We start from the raw sequence: 20,449 nt of genomic DNA on the forward strand, positions 1-20,449 counted from the left end.
GGCGGCGGGCAACCGCCGCCGGACCTATCGGGAGATGTCCCATGCGTGACCCATTCTCGAAACGGGAGCTTCGCCGCGTGGAACGCGCTGCTGCTAAGCTTCCCCCCACCGAGCGCGAGGTTTTGCGGCTGAGCGCCAGAGAGAAGCTCGACTATTATCAGATCGGAGAACAGCTGGACCTTAGCGTCAAACAGGTCGAGCAGCATCTGGCCAATGCGCTCTACAATCTCGACCGCAACATGAAGCGGCGCTGGTGGCAGCGCTGACGTGTTCCTCGCCGGGCTTCGGTCCGGCGAGGTTTGCGGTTGCCGTGCCACGGGTTAGGAGTGCGACAATGAAGACCGACCTCGACCACCTGCCGTCATCCAAGCAGCGCGAATTGCAGCATGTCGTCCGTGTGCTTTTCGAGGAGTTCGAGCGCGAGATCGGGCTGGCGACGCAGCCGTGGAAGAAGCGCGGGCGCATCCTCAAGGTCATTCTCTACGGCAGCTATGCGCGGGGCGATTGGGTCGACGATCCGGCCGGCGGATACAAATCCGACTATGACATCCTCGTCGTCGTCAACGACGCCAAGCTCACCGATCCGATCGAATATTGGGGCAAGGCCGACGACCGGCTGATGCGCGATGCCACGATCAACGAGGCGCTCAGCGCGCCGGTCAATTTCATCGTTCACGACCTCGCCGACGTGAACAACCAACTGATTCACGGGCGACCGTTCTTTGTCGATATCGCCGAGCAGGGCATTGCACTCTACCAGGCCGAGGGTGCGGAGCTCGCGACGCCGCGCATTCTTCCGCCGGAGGACGCTCGCGCGGAGGCTGAAAAACACTTTGAACGGTGGTTCTCCATTGCGCAGCGATCGATGGCAACCTTCAAGCTTCAGCGCGCAGAGGGCGACGATCAGTACTGGCGGAACAAGGCGGTGTTCGAACTGCATCAGGCTGCCGAGCAGTTGTACCACTGCACGCTACTCACGCTGACGCTGTACTCCCCGAAATCGCACAAGCTCAACTTCCTGCGCTCCCACGCGGAGGAAGTCGCGCCCGAACTGATCGCGGCATGGCCGCGCGCCGACAAGTTCAGCCGCCGCTGTTTCGAGCTGTTGCGACAGGCCTATGTGAACGCGCGGTATTCACCGCATTATGAGATCAGCGGCGAGGAATTGCGGTGGCTCGGCGAGCGCGTCGCCGAGCTTCAGACGCTCGTGAAGTCGGTCTGTGAAAAGCGGCTCGCGCCGCGCGACTGAGCCGCGCGGCGCGAGCATCCCTTTATACCGCCTTGCGACGCCGAGGGGCAGGGGATTCTGCGGCGGCCTGGGCCTTGGCGGCGCGGCCCTTCTGTCCGAGTCCGATCTTCTTTGCCATCGCGCGGCGCTGTTCCGAATAGGTCTCGGCGACCATCGGATAATCGGCCTTGAGGTTGTAGCGCTCGCGATACTGCTCGGGCGTCAGCCCATGCGTCGACAGGTGGCGGCGCAGCGTTTTGTACGGCTTACCGTCGATCATCGAGAGGATGTGGTCCTTCGATGCGAGCGACTTACGCACGGTCACCGCGGGTGTGAACTCTTCGTCCGCCGGAGCTTCATCGTCGGACGCATTCGACGACGATGAAGGCGCGCCGGCCAGCTCAGTGATGGTCGCGTGCATGCTGCGAAGAAATGCCGGCACTTCTTCGGCCATCACGCGATTGTTCTGATTGCCGAGCCAGGCGATCGTGAGTTCGGTCGCAAGCTCGACTGAGTTGAGTGTGTTTTCGTCGGCCATGAGGGTTTCCGTTCCAGTTGTTTGGCGAGCCCATTGACGCCGTAGATTACAAATCCCCCGGTTGATCGCGGCCATGACGAAACTCCGTTTCGGATGCAACCGCAGAGATGCTTAATCGATAGAAGATTCATCGAACGCGCGCTTGCCGCGACGCCGCCACAGCGTCTGAACTTCTTCGCGATGTTCACCGCGAAGTTTGGCGGCGCCTTCGACCAGTAACCCGAAGATCACGGCGCGATCGTCATCGGTCAGTTCGACCAGTCCGGCCTTGGCGACCAGCCCGCCCAACTCGATCAACTTGCGCGTTCGTTCACGGCGCTTCACGACCCATCCCCGCTTGTCGTCACGCGCGATCCTGGCGCAGCGTCGATTGCGCATCGCCGTCGCTCGACGAAGTGCCGCGCGTGTCGCTGCGAGCGTGCCCGCGAGGCTTGCGCGATCCTTGAAAGAAAGCCGCGCCCCGCTTGCGCCAGCCCTCCTTCGCAGGTGTGTCGTTGGACTCGACGGCGGCGAGCAAAGCGCCTGCCAGCTGCTCGACCGGCAGTGCGTCCGCGCCGGTCGCGACAATCAGCTCGCCGAGCTGGTGCAACCGGCGCTCCTTGAGCAGCTTCGCCTTCTCGTCGAGCGCCTTCAGTTCCGAATCATAGTCGCGGGGCTTACGCATGACACCATCCTAAATTGTCATTGTGGAAGGTGTCAGTTAGTTACTGCATCGATCAGCGCAAATGCAGTGAAATGTCTTGGGACAAGTATTTCCCGAGAAAGATGAATTCTTTCGAGGACGCGCTTATACGTTGTTCCAACGTCGCTTGTTTAGTGTATGTGGATTGCCGTCATGGCAATCTACCACTTCTCGGCCAATGCCAGCTCGCGGGCACCGAAATCCAAGGATAGCGTGAAATGTCGGATTGAGGTCTACGCTCCGATTGCAGAGTAAGGTTGTCGGTCCGGAATGCGCCCCAATTGCGTCGTTCGGCCAAGTCCGGCTCGGTGCCGAAACCGGCCATCCGCTCATCCCACGTTGAGCGGCGGCCGGAACGGCCGAGGTTGGGGACTTTCCTGACATTCGCGAGCGAATGACTGAACGGCAAGTTTTGTCGGAAGCCGACATACGGCGTCTGCCCAGCCGGCAACCCGTTACGACAAAAGCTGGGCCGTGAGTGGACAGTCGGGTTGCGGTGCCAACAACCAGAGAAGCGGACGTTTGTGATTGGCACTTCCTCGGCCCATAAGTGAGCCGCTTATCAACCGGGGACTCAATAACCGACCTCAGGAAGGCAGAGCTAGCGCAAGCTGTTTTAGCGGGGCTAGCGTTCATCCAAGGCCAGCCTCTGCGATAAACGGGGTCGGCGTGTTCTTCCAGTGAGACTGGTCAGACGCCACAACAAGAACTCGCTTGGCTCGCGTCAGGCCGACGTAGAATAGCCGCCGAGACTCGTTATACGCCTCCTGCGTCGATGTAGTGAAATGCGGGATACTGCCATTGTTCATGCAGATCATTGCGACGCCGTCGAATTCCCGTCCCTTGGAATTGTGCAGCGTGATCAGCTTAAGCGCATGCTCGGGATTGGCGAACAGGCCCATATCGGAGATCAGCAGATTCGCGAGATCGACCTTGCTGGCCTGCATGTCGGACAGCATTTCCTCGGCGGAATCGATCAGCGGCTGTTTGGCGCTGCCTGGCAACCATTCCTCGCGTTCGAGATAGTCACCAGCCTCGCGGGCGATGGCGCGCAGCCAAGTGACGCCGCCGGGATGTTGGTCGGCAAGTTCGCGAGCGAGATAGATCAGGCCGAGCGCCACGCGACGACCTTGATAGCTGAACATGTCGTAGCGCGAATTCCGGGTGAGATCACCGATGAGCCGAAACAGTGCCCGCTCGACACCCGGGAGTCCGAGGTAATTGCCGGCCTTGGCGCAGGCTCCAAGTTGCTCGGCAAGTCCGGCAAGTAGACGCCGACGTTTATAGGGGCGCGCACCCGGACCGAAGACCGGGACGTCGAATTCACGGAGGGCGCGGGCGACCGGTATGAGATGCGTCCACCATGGCGCAAGGATCGCCGCCTTGCCGAGCGGGATGCCGGCATCCTGCAGGGTGGGCAGGAAATGGTCGGTGATGGCGTCAATCGGCCGGCCGACATGGACGTAGGTCACTTGCGCTGCGAGCTGGGCTGCATCGCCCGCCGACCGCATCCCTGGCACAGTCGGGATGAGTGTTGATGCTGTGCTGACTATCGCCGGCCCACATCGGAAGTTGCCGGTCAGGGCGGTGTCGCGATGTGCGTCGATCTGATCGCCGAACTGCTCGGCGAGCTCGGGGCGAGCGCCGGCGAAGCGCATGATCGACTGGTTCTGGTCACCGACGAGAAAGAAGCGGGTGTGGAGGAAATGCCGGAGCGCGCCGAAGAGGGCGATCTGGATGTCTGTCGTGTCTTGGAATTCGTCGATCAGCAGCCAGGCAAAGCGGCTCGCGATGCCGCGTCCGACGAACGGGTGCTGTTCGAGAATCTTCCATGAATAATAGAGGATCATCGCGAAATCGAGGTATCCGTGGGCGCGGACCCGCTCCCAATAGAGTGCGGCAGATTCGCCGGTGACGATCCCGGTCTCGATACCCTGGCCGCAGGGTTCGCCGTTCACGTCGATACGAATTGATTCATAATCGTCGAACACCTGCCCGGCGGGGATGCGACCGAAGGCGTCCTCAACCGCCGTCACGATCTGCTCGAACATGCCGTTCTCGCGCGAGAGCACCTGAAACGATGCCGGCACTTCGGGAATCAGCCAGCTATAGGGACGCAGGATGAATTGCAGGCAGAACGCGTGGATCGTGGAGATTTCACAGCGGTCCGCGATCGCGTTGTTGCCGTAGGTGCGCAACCGGGCCTCGATCTCGTCGACCGCGGCATTGGTATAGGTGATGCAGCCGATGAACTGGGGCGTGCCGACGACCTGATCGGCCAGCGTCAGCAACTTGGCGAGAATGACCCGCGTTTTGCCGCTGCCTGGGCAAGCCGTCAGCAGCAGATTGCCGTCATGTTCGACCGCCTCGCGCTGTTCGGGTGTCAGCCGGATCATTCAGTGAGCCACTCATAGGCCTGCTCGATATAGGGCGGCAGATCGGTCGCGAGGTTAGCGTAGCGCGCTGCTATCTGCGCGAAGCGCGCTTTGCCAAAGCGCTTGGCGGTATTGAGCGTGATACGGCCAAGCTCGACGCGCAGCGCCGTCTCTTCGGCGATGCCCAATCCCCCGAGCGCGAGCGTTGCGAGCCCATTCTCCATCTGCGCAAGGATCTGTGGCGCGCCGAGAGCACGAATGGTCTCGATCAGCATCGGCAGACGCCCGACCGATACCAGTTCGCGTTCGAAAGTAGTGGCGCCCGCGAATGTGGACACAAAGTCGTTTTCCAGTGCCACCAGATCGGGGGCGTCGGTTTCCGGATCAAAGTCCTCGGCGTCGGATGGCTTCATGTCAGCATCGGCCACGATCGCGCATTTCTTCTCGAGTGAGCCGGCGCGGAATAGCTTGGCATAGACGTCGAAATGGACGCCATGAATCGCGATAACCGAGATGCCGAGCCGCTCAAGCTTCACGCCGTACACCTGCTCGATCAGCGACGGGATCAGGAACATCTCGGCTGGCCCTTCGACCAGCATGACCTTGCGGGCGTAGAGCAATGCGCTCTTGGTTGCGTCGAGATAGCGTTCGAGATCGGCAATCTCTGGCGCGGTGAGCGCCGCATTGAGCGCGAGATTGCCCGCAGCAATGGTCGCGTCCTCACGCTTGGTGAGCGATACAATGCTGCTTAGCGGAACCTGTGAGGTCACTTGGGTGCTGTGACTGGTCAGAATGGTCTGCACGCCGATCGCGCGCAGTGCCGCGATCAGCGAGAATTGCAGCTGGGGATGGAGATGCGCTTCGGGCTCTTCGATCAGGATCAACTGGCCGGCCGAACGGTTGAGCGCGATCCGCCGCTGGAGATATTCCATCAGGATCGCGATATAGAGGATGTTGTTCATGCCAAGACCGTTGCGGCCGGGTTCGAACGAGGTGAGCGACAGGTCCGACAGAATGATTTTCAGGTTGCGGATGATCGCGCGGAAGGTCGCGGCGGACAGGCCGAGCGTGGCGTCCATCTCGAACGCGGGGCCGGAGACATCCTTGAACCGTGCGTCGATTGCCCCCGCTATCTCAGCGATAGTCGCCGAGTTCGCGATTGCCTGATTGGCTTGGTCGAGGATGGCAATCAGGGCATCCTGCTCAGCCGCATCGATTTCGAACGCCTCAATCAGGCGGATAAGCGGTGACTGGCGGGGATTGCGCAGGTCGTTCTCGACATCGCGGAGCGCGGGAAGATGGACGAGAAGGTAGGACTGTAGGTCGGCGAAGCGAACGGACTCGCCGACCGCCTCGTCCTCCCAGGTAATGTCGGTGAGGTCGATCGCGGGATCACCACCACCGCGGATTTCCCATTGATAGTCCTCGAGGGTTAGCGTTCCGGGCACGATGTCGCCACTTGCAAGTTGCTCACGGACAGCCGGACGCGGGCGGAAGCGGTAGAATATGCGCGCACGATCCGCTGCGGTCTTCCAAGTGCTGACGAGAGCCTCTTCGTTCACCCTGCCTTCGAACCCGGTTAACTCAATGCCGATAAGAACTTGGTTTGGCTCAGCGATGTCGATCGCGGAGTTGATGTCTTCGCGCAGCAGTGACCGAAAACTCGACGGCAACATATTGTCGAGACAGATCTGGATCGCGCGCAGGATCGCGGTCTTGCCGGTGTTGTTCTCGCCGATGATGCAACACAGATCATCGGCGACGTTCACATCAAGCGAAACGAATGTGCGAAAGTTCTGAATTACGATCCGCGCTAACCGCATCATCTTCCCCCAATTATTCGGCGGCGAACTGACACGGAATCTATGCGATTGAATTGCGAGCGACGCCAAAAACAAGGACGTCCTTCGCTGTGCATCGACCCCGACTACTTCTTGGAACCATCAAATACGACCGCGGTTCGATACAGAACAGGAAACTGCCGCCAAGAGACCGTTTAGCCGAGGCTTCTGCGAAACTTGGCGCGCGATGTGATCACCGAAACGGCCATCAAGGGTAAGCGCGTAGTCGCCCGACCGAAACCGCAACTGCCCGGTCATATCCGCGAGCTTCTCGAAGATCGGACGAAACCCATTTCCATGACCGGTATCGCGGGCAAAGCGTGAAACGCCTGCCTCAACCATCGCTTCAAGCGCGGCGGCTTCGTCGCCAAGCCCAGCGTGATCCGGATTCCGGGTCAGGCTGCGCAGGGCACCGATACCGGCATCTGCAATGACGAATTCGAACCGCCCCGCCTCGGCGGAGAACAACGCCGTCCCACTCCCGACCGCCTCCGAATGGTCGATGACATTCCCGATCAGCTCGCCCATGGCCGCGACCAGCAGTGCGGCGTTCTCGAAGCCCGCCGTCAAGGCCGCCTTGTGCGCGTCGATCTTGAAGCTAGTGAGGGTTTCTTCCTGCTCCAGACCCGCACCCGTAACCAAGCCGCGCCGACCATCCGGCGCGAGCCATTGACGCGGCTTGGCAGCAAGCGCGGAGAGCAGCGGCTGGAGCGAACCTCGATCCAGCCAAGTGCGCTCCCCGAGACTCTGGAGGTCAATGCCGGCCTCGAGGTTTGCCAGCTCGACGGCAGGGCCGGCGGCTCGCGCTCTGAAGACTTTGCCATCGAGCCGCGGAACTATGCCGCGCTGATGAGCGCGGCCCAAGCCGTCGACCACGCTATAGTCGAATGGCGGAGAGAGCAGATCAGGCTGCAAGCTTAAGCTTTGGCAGCAGGGACCCGAACCATTGTTCGGAAATCCGTATGTTCTCATCGAGCAGCGCATCGACCGGCTCGCCCGGTGCCGTCAGACGCTTCTTCCAGCGCCGCTGCCCCTCCTGGTCGATCCAGGCCACTTCGCGGTGCTGGGCCTTCTCGAAAGGCGAGCTGTCGATGAGGCTGATATCGTAGAATTGTGAGAGCAGCCCGACCACCTGCGTCCCACCGCGCAACACCAGCCCGAGCCGACGCCCGGCGGCTTGCGCAAGCTCGATCAGCCAGAGCGCATGCTGGCGCATGCGCTCCGGGTTCTTGGTGCCGGTCGTGAACTCGTATGCGATGTGGGTGACTTCCGGATGCGCAGCGACATAGTCCGACCAGCGCGCGAAATCATGCCGGGTGCGGCCGTTCACGTGGAGCGCGGCAGCCTGCCCTTCCGAGACGAGCTCGTGATAGGCGAGCACGATGCGGCGCAGGGAGTGCAAGTCGTCCCAGCGGGGACGGTCGACCATGAGGCTGAAATTGGGAGTCGTCACCATGGCGATGCCAAGGCGACGAAAATTCGCGATCGCCTTGATCCGACCCGGAGCTTCCAGCCTCCACCAGCCTTCGACCTCATGGTCCTGCGCGACGCCCGAGAGGATGATGTCGGCGCTCGGGTCGATCTTGTAGCTCTGGACAATGCTATCGCGTGTATCGAACCGGCAGTCGGCGCCCTGATCGAAGAAGCGATAGAGGGGGATGGCGACCGCCGGCGCCGCGATCGTGCTCGCCAGCGCGCTGCCATGAAACAGCATCGGCAGGTAGGACGGGAGAGTGCAAGGCCCGAGCGAAGCGGCCTGCGGCGTTGCGAGATCGAGCCCGCCGACCTCACGGATGCGGTCGGCGAAGCGATGCGCCTTCGGGCAGACGGCTTGGCAGCTGTCCGGCTTACCGCAGCAATGATCGAGGCAGTTGAAGCCAGCCCCGTCGATCGTCTGGCCGCCACAGATGACAAGTTCGGGACAGTCAATGCACCCCATGGACATCGAGGCGTCCGGCCGGCTCCAGAAACTGTTGAACGCTCGCTTTTGACGGGACATCGAACTTCGCCTCTAGCTGATGGTCACCTCGAACACGCCGCTGATCGGGTCGGCCGCGACGATGTCGGCACGTGCGATGTTGCAGCCTTGCTCGACCGATTGGATCAGTGTCGGGCTGGGGCTGGCGATCACCAGGACCGGCGAGATACCGCGCCGTCCGATCAGCCTGTCGCCCTCCATGCGCACCGCGACGGACTCTCCGATCTCGACCTGCGCATTGCCAAGCGCCTCAGCTTCGAAGCGGTTGGGGGCGTGATCCGGCGTCCTGGAGAACAAATCCGGCGTATTGGCATCCAGCGCTGCGTTATCCCAGCACTTCTCGAACGACTTCTTCGACTTCTCTTTGAAGTCAGCTCCCATCTCCGCCTCCCGCGAACATCGGTTTATAGCTCTTGGTACGTCCATGCGATTGTTCGCATATCAACCCCAGACTCGACAATGATGCGAGTCGATTGTTCCAGGCGGTCGCCTTCACCTGGCTATTCTCGATTGACATCAACTTGTTCGCAGTCGTTTCGCCCACGCGATTGACCAAGTCGAAGGTCAATTGCTGCATCGGATCGAGCTTGCCGATATGCCGGCAGCGCAGGATCGTGCCGTCTTCCCCGACGATGCAGGCCATGAGGACGTCGCCCCGCGGATGGAGGAGCTCGACTAACTCGTCGACCACGTCCGAATTGGCGTTCGCCACGGCTGGGTAGAAGTTGGACTTGCGACCCCGAACGAAGGTGCGAAACGCTAGGACAGATTCTCTGAGATAGCTCGCGGTGGCGACCTGGATCTGGTCAAAATTGAGAAACAGAGGCTCGGGTGCCTCCGTCTCCGCGGGCATAGCCTCGACCAGCTTCGCATAGAGCTGCCGTCCGCTCGGCGCTCCCGAAAGAATGGTCGTCCCAGCCAGTTCAGCCACTTCAAGAATCACAATCGCCTCTTCTCACCCAATGCACGTGAGATAGGTGATCAGCGCTCTGCAGTCAACCGGGTGTTTAACCCTACGATGTCTTGCCTGAGCGTCTGACCGAAGTCGGGCTTGCCAGCAGCTGGATCGCCAACGTCTAGTTTTAGGCGTGAGATGCAGGACGCCGATTGGCCGAAATTAGGGCGCTTTGCTGACCTTCTGCCTTGCCCTCGGCGATCGACCGGTTTCGGCGTAGTCGGACGTTTACGGGTGCAGATGTGAATGACTGGGTCTGGGTCGGAAGCTGCCCGACGGCAGAGCGCTCCAATTTCAGCCGTTGAGCGGCAGATCCGTCGATCTTGAAGGCTGCCCTTCCCAATTGTGCCTGCGCGTTACGCGTTTGAGCCGCTCGGCTGCCGGAATGTCCGCCGAGCTTCATGGTGCGCCAAAGTCGACCCGGCCGAAAGCAGGGTGAAAATACCCCTGCACGTGGCAAAAGGCATCGCCACCTCTAGGCGAACTTTGGACATACGTGACGACCACCCGGCTAAGGAATCTTGATCAGCCTACGTCTTTTGGGGGGTCATATGTCCACCGGGGAGTCGGCCACGCCGCCAACCGACGATGCCACGCGACGCACTTTCTCTGCCCGAGAGACAAGTGTAGGGTCAACACAACAGCGAGACAGGACCAAGATGGCCGACATTGAAATTGAAGAATGGAATGACGAACTCGCAAGCGAGGTCAGCGCTGAGGGTATTGAATCCCTCGTGGTCTACTCACGAGATTGGACCGTTGAAACCATTCTGAGTCAAATCGCTCAGGACAACATTGACTTAAATCCCAAATTTCAGCGAAGAAATGCTTGGACTGACACCAAGAGAAGCAAGCTGATCGAATCTCTTATATTGAATGTCCCGGTGCCTGAAATCGTTCTGGCAGAAGACCAAAGCAAAAAAAACTCGTTTATAGTTATCGACGGAAAACAGAGACTCATGGCAATTGCGGGATTTTTCAATTCAGAAAAGTTTAGCTCGTGGGATAAACCCGAATTGCGCGGATTAAAAACTAGGACCGATCTAAATGGCGAAACCATTGAGTCTCTTAGTGGAAAAGATGGTGATTCAGCTGCGCTGCGTAGTTTGCTCAATTCAGATATGCGCTGCACCGTTCTTACCAATTATAAATCAGATCAAGTTCTGTATGATATTTTCTACAGACTTAACACCGCCTCTGTCCCGTTAAGCTCACAAGAGCTTCGGCAAGTTTTAAATAGAGGTGATTTTGCAAACTATCTTATTGCAATTACTAATGAAAGTATCCCGATCCACACCGTAATGAATCTTACTGGTCCGGATCAACGGCTTCGAGACGCTGAAATTATTCTCCGTTACATTTGTTTCAGTCTGTACGGCGCGGAGTACACTGGCAATTTGAGTAGTTTTCTTGATTCGAAAATGAAGCAAATCAACGAATCATGGGAAGAAATGGAAGGTGTTGTTGAACAGATAACCAAAGGTTTTAACCAAGCCACGTCCGATTTGATTGCTACCCTCACCGCAAAGCGTGTCGGGCGAAAGGTCACCGAAAAAGGTTGGGAGGGGCGATTCAACCGCGCGCTATTCGAAGCGGAGGTTTACTATGCAGCGCGACTGCAACCCGAGCAGATGCAAACCAGAGCGCGGGAATTTGAGGCTGGCTTTGAAGCTCTTTCAAAAGACAACGGCCAATTCAATGACAGCATTGAAGCGACAACCAAGACCAACGAAAAATACGAAATCCGCTTCTCCCTGATGCGGGACTTGGTGAATGAAGTGTATGGCACGGAAATCAGTGCCGTGCCGGTGAAGGCTAAGCCCTGAAGGTGGACCCTGATCCTTTCAACAGGGCCCTGAAGGACGAAGCAGCGCACTTACGCGCTCGCTATATCGAAGCCTACGTTCCTGCCCGCCCCGAACATAAGCCCGAAACGTTCGAATATGACGTGAAAGCGTATCTTTTGCTTTTTCACGCCGCGTTCGAAGAGTTCGTTGAGGCCATATCGGAAGGGGTACTTGGCCAAGTCGAGACTGATTTTCTAGCCAAAAAGATCACTCTCGCCACCGTGTGTTTGCTCGCCGCACACGGTATTTCATTCACTCTTCCTGATCTGGACAACGAAGCAGATCAGACCTCTTTCGAACACGTTCGCGAGGGGATTGAAGCGGCCAAGCGAGCGCATTCGAAGGCCTTGAAGGACAATCATGGCATCTCGCCGAAGTATCTCCGTTGGCTGTTGATCCCTGTGGGATTGAACGTTCCGCGCGGGCCTGAAGTCGATTCACTTAAGAAGCTCGCCAACGCTCGCGGATCGTTTGCCCACACGATGGCCAAGCTGGCTAAGTACGGTGACTACAAAAAGGCAACCGATGTGATGACGCCCGAGGTGGCTGACGACGTGGTTGTAGATTGTCTAAAAATTGCCGACGACCTGTGCGCTGGCGTGAAGGCGGCTTGGTAAGGCGATAAACCGTGCAGATTGTGGATTGCCGCTCGAACGTGATGTTGGATATCCGTCTCCTAAGGCACCGGAAGCTACCCCTTTTGCCGCTTACAAGCGGATTGACTGTCGTCGGCCCACGATCAGCCGTTGGCGGATGATCAGTCGCGAATTCGCACCTCGGGTCGATTTGGATCGGTCCGAGATCACCGGGAGAGAAAACTTTTTCCCGCCGGATTGTTACCTAGAGCGTTACCTAGGAGAGTGAGGCGCTTCCACGCCCCAACCTAACAGGTGGCTAAGAGTTTGATTTTAAAGTAGAAAATGGTGGACGCACTAGGGCTCGAACCTAGGACCCGCTGATTAAGAGTCAGCTGCTCTACCAACTGAGCTATGCGTCCATACCGGGCTGGAAAGACGGGATGGTAACCCGCCGCCACGCTTTGGAGGGGCGCCGTTAGCAAAGGCTTTCGGGCATTGCAAACCCAAATTGCGCTTGCTGGCGGGAAATCGCTACCAGCGGGTCGAATGGCGGTTCTGGCGATCGATCGACATCAGTATTCCGACGCAGATGAGCGTCGTCATCTGTGCCGATCCGCCGAAGCTCACCAACGGCAGCGGAATGCCGACCACCGGCGCCAGGCCCATCACCATCGCCATGTTGATCGCCATGTAGAAGAAGATCGTGGTCGCCAGGCCTGCAGCGGTCAGCCGGGCGAATTTTGTCTGTGCACGCACGCCGACATTGATGCCCCAGCGGATCAGCAACAGGAATGCGACGATCAGGAACACGCCACCGAGCAACCCCCATTCCTCCATCATCGTCGCCAATGCGAAATCGGTGTGGCCTTCGGGAAGATAGTCGAGGTGGCTCTGCGTGCCGTTGAGGAAGCCCTTCCCGAATATGCCGCCCGATCCGATCGCGATCTTTGACTGGCTGATGTGATAGCCTGTGCCGAGCGGATCGTCCTCGGGGTGGAGAAAAGTGAGAACGCGGTTTCGCTGATAATCGTGGAGGATGAAATTCACCGCGAGCGGTATTGCAACCGCCGCCGCAAGCGCGCCGCCGACGAACAGGCGCAGCGGTATCCCGGCAAGGAACATCACGGTCACGCCGCTCATGCAGATCATCAGTGCGGTACCAAGATCCGGCTGCAGCATCACGAAGGCGGCGGGCAGGCCGATCAGGATACAGGCGGGCCAGATCGCCGAAAACCGCCGGATTTCGCCGGTAGGAAGCACGTCGTAAAAACGTGCGAGCGCGAGCACGATCGTCGGCTTCATCAATTCGGATGGCTGAAGCCGGATGAAGCCCAGATCGAGCCAGCGCTGGCTGCCGCCGCGTACCGCGCCGAGCAGTTCGACGCCGAACAGCATCACGACCAGCAGCGCGTACATCGGAAAGGCGCCCATCGACCACCATCGTTCGGGCACGCGCGACATGATCATGGCCATGGCTATGAACGCGGCAAAGCGTACCGCCTGCGGCAACGCCCAGGGCCTCAGGCTGCCTCCCGCAGCCGAATAGAGCACGAGCAGGCCGAACCCGCCGATGCATATGACGAGAAGGATGATCCGCCAGGGAAGCTGAGCGACGGGGGCCGGAACGAAGTCTGGACCAAAGCCGCTCATTCGGGTGTCTCGCGTGGACTGCCCGCGACATTGCCTGCGGGCCGGTTATTGGCATTGGCGGCGTTGGAAACGACGTCGTCGGCCGCGGCTGCGGCATCTTCGGGAACGGGCGGGGGCGGGGCGGCCTGTGCCGCACGGAACGCGGCTTCTTCGGCGGCCCGCCGGGTGCGGTAGTCGCCACCCCAGCTGGGTTCGAGTTCCAGCAGCGTCCGCACGGCTTTTCGACGGTCGAAGAAATAGGTCATCACGTCGCGCGCGATAATCTTGGCATCGGTGATCGGGTTCACGTGCCCATGATGTTCGAGCACGACTGCAGCCGCATATTTCGGTTTGTCGGCGGGCGCGTAGCAGACGAAGAGCGAGTGATCGCGCAAGCGGAAGGGAAGCTGTGAATCGCGCAGCACGCCGGTGGCGCGTTCGGCTGCGGTGATGCGGCGCACCTGCGCGGTGCCCGTCTTGCCGGCGATTTCGATGCCCGGAACCTGCATTCGCGAATTCCAGCCGCCGGTGCCGCCGCCGTTCACGACGGACCACATGCCATGGCGGATGATGTCGAGATATTCCTGGGGAATGTCGAGCGGCGGAGCCGGTGAATGCGGCTCATCGAGCAACAGGCGAGGGACGACCTGTCGCCCGCCGGCGATCCGCGCGGCCATCACCGCAAGCTGCATCGGATTTGCCAGCACATAGCCCTGGCCGATCGACGCGTTGATCGAATCCGCTACCGTCCAGTCGGTATCATATTTGCGCCGCTTCCACGCGCTGTCGGGGACGGTGCCGTACCGCTGGCTGGGGAAGGGGAGTTCGAAGGTCTGGCCAAGTCCCAGCTCGCGAACCGTCGGCGCGAATTTGTCATATCCCAGCTCGCGCGCCATCTGGAAGAAATAGATGTCGCAGGATTGGGCGATGGCGGTGTTCATGTTCACCGCGCCATGTCCGCCACGTTTGTGGCAGTGGAAACGGCCGTTGCCGACCTGCAAAACGCCGCCGCAATGCACCGTTTGTTCCGGAGAGACGCCGTTGCGCAGCAATGCCAGCGCATGCATCGGCTTTACCGTCGATCCGGGCGGGTAAAGGCCCTGCAGGATCTTGTTCATCAACGGAACATGGTCGTTGTCCGACAGCATTTTCCATTCGGTCTGGCTGATACCGTCGGAAAAGCTGTTGGGATCATAGGCCGGCATCGAAACGAAGGAGAGCACGTCGCCGGTTTCGACATCGAGCACCACCGCGGAGCCCGAATTATCGGCCATGCGCCGCGCGGTATATTCCTGAAGCCCGGAATCGATGGTGAGCTTGACTGTCTGGCCCGGCCGATCGGGGCGCGTTGCGAGTTCGCGCACCAGCTTGCCGCGCGCGGTAACCTCGACACGCTTGGCGCCCGGCGTTCCGCGCAGGCGGTCCTCAAGCGATTTTTCGAGCCCGTCCTTGCCGAGCTTGAACCCCGGCGTGATCAGCAGCGGGTCTTTCTCTTCAAGATATTGTTCGCGCGACGCCGAGCCGACATAGCCGACCAGATGGCCCACCGCTTCGCCCAGTGGATAGTTGCGGGCAAAGCCCCGGGCGGGCGCGACGCCGGGCAGGTTGGGCTGACGCACGCCGACCGCGGCGAATTGCTCCCAGTTCAGATTTTCGGCAACCTGAACCGGCTGGAACCCGGCATTGCGATCCAGATCGGTGCGGATGCGCTCGATATCCTCGTCATCGAGCGACAACAGCTGGCGTAGCTGCGCCAGCACCCGGTCATCATCCTCAAGCCGGTCGGGAATGATGTCGACGCGAAAATCGGTGCGGTTGTTGGCGATCGGCGCGCCGTTGCGATCGACGATCCAGCCGCGCCGCGGCGGCGTCAGCGTCAGGTTGATACGGTTGCTTTCGGCAAGCAGCCGGTAATGTTCGTTTTCGAACACGGCGAGCCAGGTCATGCGCCCGGCGAGCAGCAGCCCGACAAGCGCCTGACCACCGCCCAGCACCATTGCGCGGCGGGAAAAGCTGAAACTCTGGGCGGCTTCGGTAACGAGGCGTGGTCCCTGATTCACTGGCGCCGGGGCTCCTTGTCGAGCCGGGTGCAGAGCGTCGACACCAGGGGGAACAATGCGACGCTGATGATGGTCTGGACGAGCAGGGCGGTATCGACATGCGCGGCAAAGGGTGTCGCGACAAGGCGCGTGGCGACAAGGACGAACGTGATACCGCCCGCCGCGATCAGCCAGTCCTGCCAGAAGTCACGCCACACAAGACGACCATCTAGCACGTCGATCGACAAAAAGCACAGGGTCCAGAAGAACATGCCGCTGCCGAGCGGCTGGCCGCTGACCAGATCGTCGAACAGGCCGAGCAGAACCGGTGCCCAGGGCTTCAGTGAATCGCTGCGGTGAAGCCGCCAGCCGAGCATCATCATCAACCCGAAGGGCGGCAGCACCGGCAAGGTCGCGACGAAAGGCAGGATCGTGACCAGCGACCCCAGCATGATCGATACCGGCGCCAGCCATGCAGAACGCGTGCGCGAATGCGCGCCGGTTCGGCGGAGCGGCAGGAACCCGCCCCGGTTCACTTGTCGTCACCGGCGGGCGGCTCCGGAGCGCTGGGCGCGGCGTCGGGATCGAGGAACGTCTTTTGCACCAGTGCGAAATCCAGCGCACTGGGGTTCGCCGCCGGTTGCGCGATCGCGCTGTCGTTCGCGTCGCGCACGACGCTGCCCACCGGGATGTTGGGCGGATAGATGCCGCCGGTTCCCGATGTCACGAATCGGTCGCCGGCCTTGAACGGTGCATTGGTGACATTGGCCGAGCGGATGTCGAGCATCCCGTCTCCGCGCCCCGCTGCAATCGCGGCCATGCCGTCGCTGGTGCGCCGCACCGGAACCAGGCTTTCGGGATCGATGATCAGCATCACGCGTGCATTGTTCGGGCCGACCGAGATGACCTGCCCGATCAGGCCATCGGCCTGGCGCACCGGCTGTCCGCTGCGGACGCCCTGCCGCGCGCCGGCGTTGAGCGTGGCATAGCGCCGCGTGCTCGTCATCGAGGAGTTGACCAGCCGCGCCGCGACCACGGCTTCGGGCGTCACGTCGCGCAGCTTGAGCAACGCACGAAGGCGTCGATTTTCCTGATTGAGGGTACGCGCGCGCTGAACCAGCGTCGCGTTATCCTCGATTTCCTTTTTGAGGCGCTGGTTTTCGCCCATCACCGTGAAGTGATCGGATATGTTGCCGGGAATGCCGGTTATCCCGCGACCGGCCCAGCCCAGAAAGGTGGAAACCGGAGTCGTGATTTCCCCGAAAAATCCCAGGACCGCGCCATAGGCAGGGGGATTGAACGTCGAGAGCAGCAGCATGCCCGCACCGATCAGCGCGCCGCCGACGGCTCCGACATAGGCAGCGAAAATGCCATATTGCGCCCGCCGCGAAAATCCCGGGCGCCGGTTGCGTGACGGCGCCATTCCCCCTCAATTCCCTCGATCAGACGGCGAGCAGAACGCCGCGGAACACCGGATCTTCCAGTGCCCGACCGGTGCCCAGCGCGACGCAGGTTAGCGGATCTTCCGCGACAGTGACCGGCAGGCCGGTTTCATCGCGCAATACTTCGTCGATACCCTGAAGCAGCGCGCCGCCGCCGGTGAGCACGATGCCCTGATCGACGATATCGGCGGCAAGCTCGGGTGCGGTATTCTCGAGTGCGATACGCACGCCCTCGACAATGGTGCCGACCGGTTCGGAAAGCGCTTCGGCGATCTGGCCCTGATTGATCTGGATTTCCTTGGGCACGCCGTTGACCAGATCGCGGCCCTTGATGTGGATCGTCTGACCGATGCCGTCGGCAGGCGGCTTGGCGACGCCGACTTCCTGCTTGATGCGCTCGGCGGTCGATTCGCCGATCAGCAGATTATGGTTGCGGCGGACATAGGAAACGATCGCTTCGTCCATCTTGTCGCCGCCGACGCGAACCGATGTCGAATAGGCAAGGCCGCGCAGCGACAGCACCGCGACTTCGGTCGTGCCGCCGCCGATATCGACGACCATCGAACCGATCGGTTCGGTAACCGGCATTTCCGCGCCGATCGCCGCCGCCATCGGTTCTTCGATCAGCCATACCTGGCTGGCGCCGGCATTCGACGCGGCGTCGCGAATCGCGCGGCGTTCGACCGAGGTCGATCCCGAAGGCACGCAGATCACGATCTGCGGATGGCTCCACGGCATCGGCTTCTTGCCGCCATTCACTTTCTTGATGAAGTGCTTGATCATTTCCTCGGCGACTTCGATGTCGGCGATCACGCCGTCGCGCAGCGGCCGAATCGCTTCGATCGATCCCGGCGTCTTGCCCATCATCAGCTTGGCGTCGTCGCCGACCGCCTTAACCTTCTTGATGCCATTCAGCGTCTCGACGGCAACCACCGACGGTTCGTTCAGCACGACACCCCGTCCGCGCAAATAAACGACCGTGTTCGCGGTCCCGAGATCGATCGCCATATCGTGCGACATGAATTTGAAGAAGCGGGAGAATACCATCGATTGATCCGTCTATGCCGCGCCCGGCCCATGCGCGGCGTTTCGCACTTACATCTTCCCCTTGACCTTCCGAATAGGGAAATGATTCCGGCTTCGGATTACTGGCGGTTGCGGGTCGCGGGATGCCGCCGCTTGGGCTACAGCGACATCCATGTCAATACGCCGCTTACCAGAACATCTTGTCAACCGGATCGCCGCCGGTGAAGTGGTCGAAAGACCGGCCAGCGCGCTCAAGGAGCTTGTCGAAAACGCGATCGACGCAGGCGCGAGTCGAATCGCAGTGCGGATCGCGGCTGGTGGCACCGACATGATCGAAGTCACCGATGACGGGTGCGGCATGGACCGCGACGAAATGGCGCTGGCGCTCGAACGTCATGCCACGTCAAAGCTGCCCGACGACGCGATCGAAGCGGTCGAAACGCTCGGTTTTCGCGGCGAAGCGCTGCCCTCGATTGCCAGCGTCGCGCGGCTGACGCTGGAAAGCCGGGTGCGCGGCAGCGACGGCTGGGCGCGCGTGGTCGACAATGGCGAACTGGTCGAGGAAGGCCCCGCCGCGCTGCCGCCCGGAACGCGCGTCCGGGTCGAGCAACTATTCGCGCGCGTGCCCGCCCGGCGCAAATTCCTGCGTTCGGCGCGGGCGGAATATGCCGCATGCCTCGACACCGTGCGGCGGCTGGCGATGGCGCGGCCCGATATCGGCTTTTCGCTCGAACATGACGGGCGGCGTACGCTGTCGGTGCAGCCCGACGAGAGCCGCCCGGATCGCGTCGCCGCGCTCACCGACCGGGCGCTGATCGAAAACAGTGTTTCCATCGATTTCGAACGCGAAGGGCTGGTGCTGGGCGGAGTTGCCGGTCTGCCGACCTTCAATCGCGGCATTGCCGATCACCAATATCTGTTCGTCAACGGCCGTCCGGTGAAGGACCGGCTGCTCACCGGCGCGGTGCGCGGCGCCTATGCCGAGATGCTGGCGCGCGACCGGCATCCGGTGGTTGCGCTGTTCCTCGATGTTCCGACCGATGTGGTCGACGTCAATGTCCATCCCGCCAAGACCGAGGTACGGTTTCGCGATCCGCAACTGGTGCGCGGGATGATCGTCAGCGGGCTGCGCCGCGCGCTCGACGCCGCCGGCCATCGCAGCGTCCAGCGCCCCGATGATGCGGCGCTCGACATGTGGCAGCGCGATACGGTGGCGCCGCCACCCGATCCGACATTGTGGAATCGCGACGAAGCCCTGCCTGCGCATGCATTCTCATCGGTGCAGGACCGTCGCCCGAGCTTCATCGCTCCTCCCTTGCCGCAGGCGCGTGCGGAAATGGCGGCGGAGCCCGTGCCGCAGGCCGTGCAATATCCGATGGGCGTCGCGCGCGGACAGGTCGCCAAGACCTATATCGTCGCCGAGGCCGAGGACGGGCTGGTGATCGTCGATCAGCATGCCGCGCACGAACGGCTGGTGCTCGAACGCATGCGCCGGGCGATGGCCGATGGCGGTGTCGCGAGCCAGCGGCTGCTGATGCCCGAAGTGGTCGAGCTGGACGAACCCGCCTGCGACCGGCTGGAGGAGCGGGCAGGGGAACTCGCCGCGTTCGGGCTGGAGCTGGACCGGTTCGGGCCGCGCGCCGTGATCGTGCGCGCCGTGCCGGCGGTGCTGGGCGGCGGCGATCCGGCAGGGCTGATCGCCGATCTGGCCGACGAACTGGCCGGATATGACGAGGCGCTGAGCCTGAAGGAGCGGATCGACCATGTCGCCGCGACGATGGCGTGCCATGGATCGGTGCGCGCGGGCCGCGTTCTGAGCGTCGCGGAAATGAACGCACTGCTCCGCGAGATGGAAGTGACGCCGCATTCGGGCCAGTGCAATCATGGCCGCCCGACCTGGGTGAAGCTGGCGCATGGCGACATCGAGAAGCTGTTCGGGCGCAAATGACCGACAACGGCGAAAGCTAACCGCTCTTGTAAATTGTCGATGCCGCAGTGACGGCATAGCCCGATGGCGGCACGCTGGCGTTCAATGTCGGGCCGGGCTGCTGGGATGTGATGGCCGGAGCGGACGGATATTGCGGCGCGAATGGCTGTAGCTGGAAACAGAAGAATGTTCGCGTGACGATCGCGTCGGGCCGGACGCAATCGGTCACGTTCGGACCTGCGCCCGACTAAATTTACCGTTGGCGCGATTGCGTGTTCATCTGCGCGAAACCTTTTGCCCTGGCCGCGGGTTTAACCCCGCGAACAGGAAGGAAAACATTTCGCCATGAACAAGATTATGCCCG

Annotated in this window: 20 protein-coding genes and 1 tRNA gene; 5 read left to right on the forward strand and 16 right to left on the reverse strand. The window is 61.1% G+C overall.

Annotated features, from left to right (window positions below; genetic code table 11):
• The first annotated feature begins 41 nt into the window (after positions 1 to 41).
• Together DKB74_RS04080 and DKB74_RS04085 are read left to right on the forward strand one after the other, a co-directional pair.
• Entirely contained in the window at positions 42 to 266 is a 225-nt protein-coding gene (locus tag DKB74_RS04080) for a sigma factor-like helix-turn-helix DNA-binding protein (protein WP_109806785.1), read from the forward strand.
• 68 nt (positions 267 to 334) lie between these two features.
• The gene (locus DKB74_RS04085; protein ID WP_109806786.1) at positions 335 to 1,249 is read left to right on the forward strand and encodes a HEPN domain-containing protein; all 915 of its coding nucleotides are present in this window, start codon (positions 335 to 337) and stop codon (positions 1,247 to 1,249) included.
• A 22-nt stretch (positions 1,250 to 1,271) separates the two neighbouring features.
• Here the strand turns inward: DKB74_RS04085 and DKB74_RS04090 are convergent, their stop codons facing one another.
• From DKB74_RS04090 to DKB74_RS04135, 9 genes are all read right to left on the reverse strand, one after another.
• The gene (locus tag DKB74_RS04090) at positions 1,272 to 1,766 is read right to left on the reverse strand and encodes a Ros/MucR family transcriptional regulator (RefSeq protein ID WP_109806787.1); all 495 of its coding nucleotides are present in this window, start codon (positions 1,764 to 1,766) and stop codon (positions 1,272 to 1,274) included.
• A 111-nt stretch (positions 1,767 to 1,877) separates the two neighbouring features.
• The gene (locus DKB74_RS04095; protein ID WP_109807113.1) at positions 1,878 to 2,090 is read right to left on the reverse strand and encodes a conjugal transfer protein TraD; all 213 of its coding nucleotides are present in this window, start codon (positions 2,088 to 2,090) and stop codon (positions 1,878 to 1,880) included.
• 19 nt (positions 2,091 to 2,109) lie between these two features.
• Entirely contained in the window at positions 2,110 to 2,430 is a 321-nt protein-coding gene (locus DKB74_RS04100; protein ID WP_109806788.1) for a conjugal transfer protein TraD, read from the reverse strand.
• 650 nt (positions 2,431 to 3,080) lie between these two features.
• The gene (locus DKB74_RS04105; protein WP_109806789.1) at positions 3,081 to 4,844 is read right to left on the reverse strand and encodes a UvrD-helicase domain-containing protein; all 1,764 of its coding nucleotides are present in this window, start codon (positions 4,842 to 4,844) and stop codon (positions 3,081 to 3,083) included.
• Positions 4,841 to 6,649, reverse strand: coding sequence for an ATP-dependent nuclease (locus DKB74_RS04110; RefSeq protein WP_239987359.1), 1,809 nt, complete (start codon positions 6,647 to 6,649; stop codon positions 4,841 to 4,843). Before DKB74_RS04110 ends, DKB74_RS04105 begins: the two co-directional genes overlap by 4 nt.
• Positions 6,650 to 6,766: 117 nt before the next feature.
• Positions 6,767 to 7,579, reverse strand: coding sequence for a hypothetical protein (locus DKB74_RS18505; RefSeq protein WP_145960897.1), 813 nt, complete (start codon positions 7,577 to 7,579; stop codon positions 6,767 to 6,769).
• Positions 7,569 to 8,663, reverse strand: coding sequence for a hypothetical protein (locus tag DKB74_RS04125; protein WP_145960898.1), 1,095 nt, complete (start codon positions 8,661 to 8,663; stop codon positions 7,569 to 7,571). Before DKB74_RS04125 ends, DKB74_RS18505 begins: the two co-directional genes overlap by 11 nt.
• A gap of 12 nt (positions 8,664 to 8,675) precedes the next feature.
• Entirely contained in the window at positions 8,676 to 9,023 is a 348-nt protein-coding gene (locus tag DKB74_RS04130) for a hypothetical protein (RefSeq protein ID WP_109806793.1), read from the reverse strand.
• Positions 9,013 to 9,585 carry a hypothetical protein gene (locus DKB74_RS04135; protein ID WP_109806794.1) on the reverse strand — a complete coding sequence of 191 codons (573 nt, stop codon included), beginning with the start codon at positions 9,583 to 9,585 and terminating at the stop codon, positions 9,013 to 9,015. The genes DKB74_RS04130 and DKB74_RS04135 overlap by 11 nt, the downstream gene beginning before the upstream one ends.
• Before the next feature lie 671 nt (positions 9,586 to 10,256).
• On the opposite strand from DKB74_RS04135, the gene DKB74_RS04140 reads away from it, so the two are divergent.
• Positions 10,257 to 11,423, forward strand: coding sequence for a DUF262 domain-containing protein (locus DKB74_RS04140; RefSeq protein ID WP_109807115.1), 1,167 nt, complete (start codon positions 10,257 to 10,259; stop codon positions 11,421 to 11,423).
• Between the two features lie 2 nt (positions 11,424 to 11,425).
• Positions 11,426 to 12,061 (forward strand): hypothetical protein, encoded by a 636-nt coding sequence (locus DKB74_RS04145; RefSeq protein WP_109806795.1) that lies wholly within the window; start codon positions 11,426 to 11,428, stop codon positions 12,059 to 12,061.
• A gap of 304 nt (positions 12,062 to 12,365) precedes the next feature.
• Here the strand turns inward: DKB74_RS04145 and DKB74_RS04150 are convergent.
• From DKB74_RS04150 to DKB74_RS04175, 6 genes are all read right to left on the reverse strand, one after another.
• A tRNA-Lys gene (locus tag DKB74_RS04150) sits at positions 12,366 to 12,441 on the reverse strand.
• A gap of 112 nt (positions 12,442 to 12,553) precedes the next feature.
• On the reverse strand, positions 12,554 to 13,672 hold the full coding sequence (gene rodA / locus DKB74_RS04155; RefSeq protein WP_109806796.1) for a rod shape-determining protein RodA: 1,119 nt from the start codon (positions 13,670 to 13,672) through the stop codon (positions 12,554 to 12,556).
• On the reverse strand, positions 13,669 to 15,711 hold the full coding sequence (gene mrdA, locus DKB74_RS04160) for a penicillin-binding protein 2 (RefSeq protein WP_109806797.1): 2,043 nt from the start codon (positions 15,709 to 15,711) through the stop codon (positions 13,669 to 13,671). The genes rodA and mrdA overlap by 4 nt, the downstream gene beginning before the upstream one ends.
• On the reverse strand, positions 15,708 to 16,226 hold the full coding sequence (gene mreD, locus DKB74_RS04165) for a rod shape-determining protein MreD (protein WP_239987360.1): 519 nt from the start codon (positions 16,224 to 16,226) through the stop codon (positions 15,708 to 15,710). Before mreD ends, mrdA begins: the two co-directional genes overlap by 4 nt.
• Positions 16,223 to 17,113, reverse strand: coding sequence for a rod shape-determining protein MreC (mreC, locus tag DKB74_RS04170; RefSeq protein ID WP_109806798.1), 891 nt, complete (start codon positions 17,111 to 17,113; stop codon positions 16,223 to 16,225). Before mreC ends, mreD begins: the two co-directional genes overlap by 4 nt.
• 19 nt (positions 17,114 to 17,132) lie before the next feature.
• Positions 17,133 to 18,179 carry a rod shape-determining protein gene (locus tag DKB74_RS04175; protein WP_109806799.1) on the reverse strand — a complete coding sequence of 349 codons (1,047 nt, stop codon included), beginning with the start codon at positions 18,177 to 18,179 and terminating at the stop codon, positions 17,133 to 17,135.
• Positions 18,180 to 18,330: 151 nt separating this feature from the next.
• On the opposite strand from DKB74_RS04175, the gene mutL reads away from it, so the two are divergent.
• Positions 18,331 to 20,106: a DNA mismatch repair endonuclease MutL gene (gene mutL, locus DKB74_RS04180; RefSeq protein ID WP_109806800.1), complete on the forward strand. Its 1,776-nt coding sequence runs from the start codon at positions 18,331 to 18,333 to the stop codon at positions 20,104 to 20,106.
• 16 nt (positions 20,107 to 20,122) lie between these two features.
• Here mutL and DKB74_RS18510 read toward each other — a convergent pair whose 3' ends face one another.
• A complete protein-coding gene (locus DKB74_RS18510) occupies positions 20,123 to 20,314 on the reverse strand; it encodes a hypothetical protein (protein ID WP_145960899.1) in 192 nt (63 codons plus the stop codon).
• Positions 20,315 to 20,449: the final 135 nt, after the last annotated feature.

The sequence above is a fragment of the Stakelama portus genome (genome assembly GCF_003171655.1).
Taxonomy (GTDB): Bacteria; Pseudomonadota; Alphaproteobacteria; order Sphingomonadales; family Sphingomonadaceae; genus Sphingomonas; species Sphingomonas portus.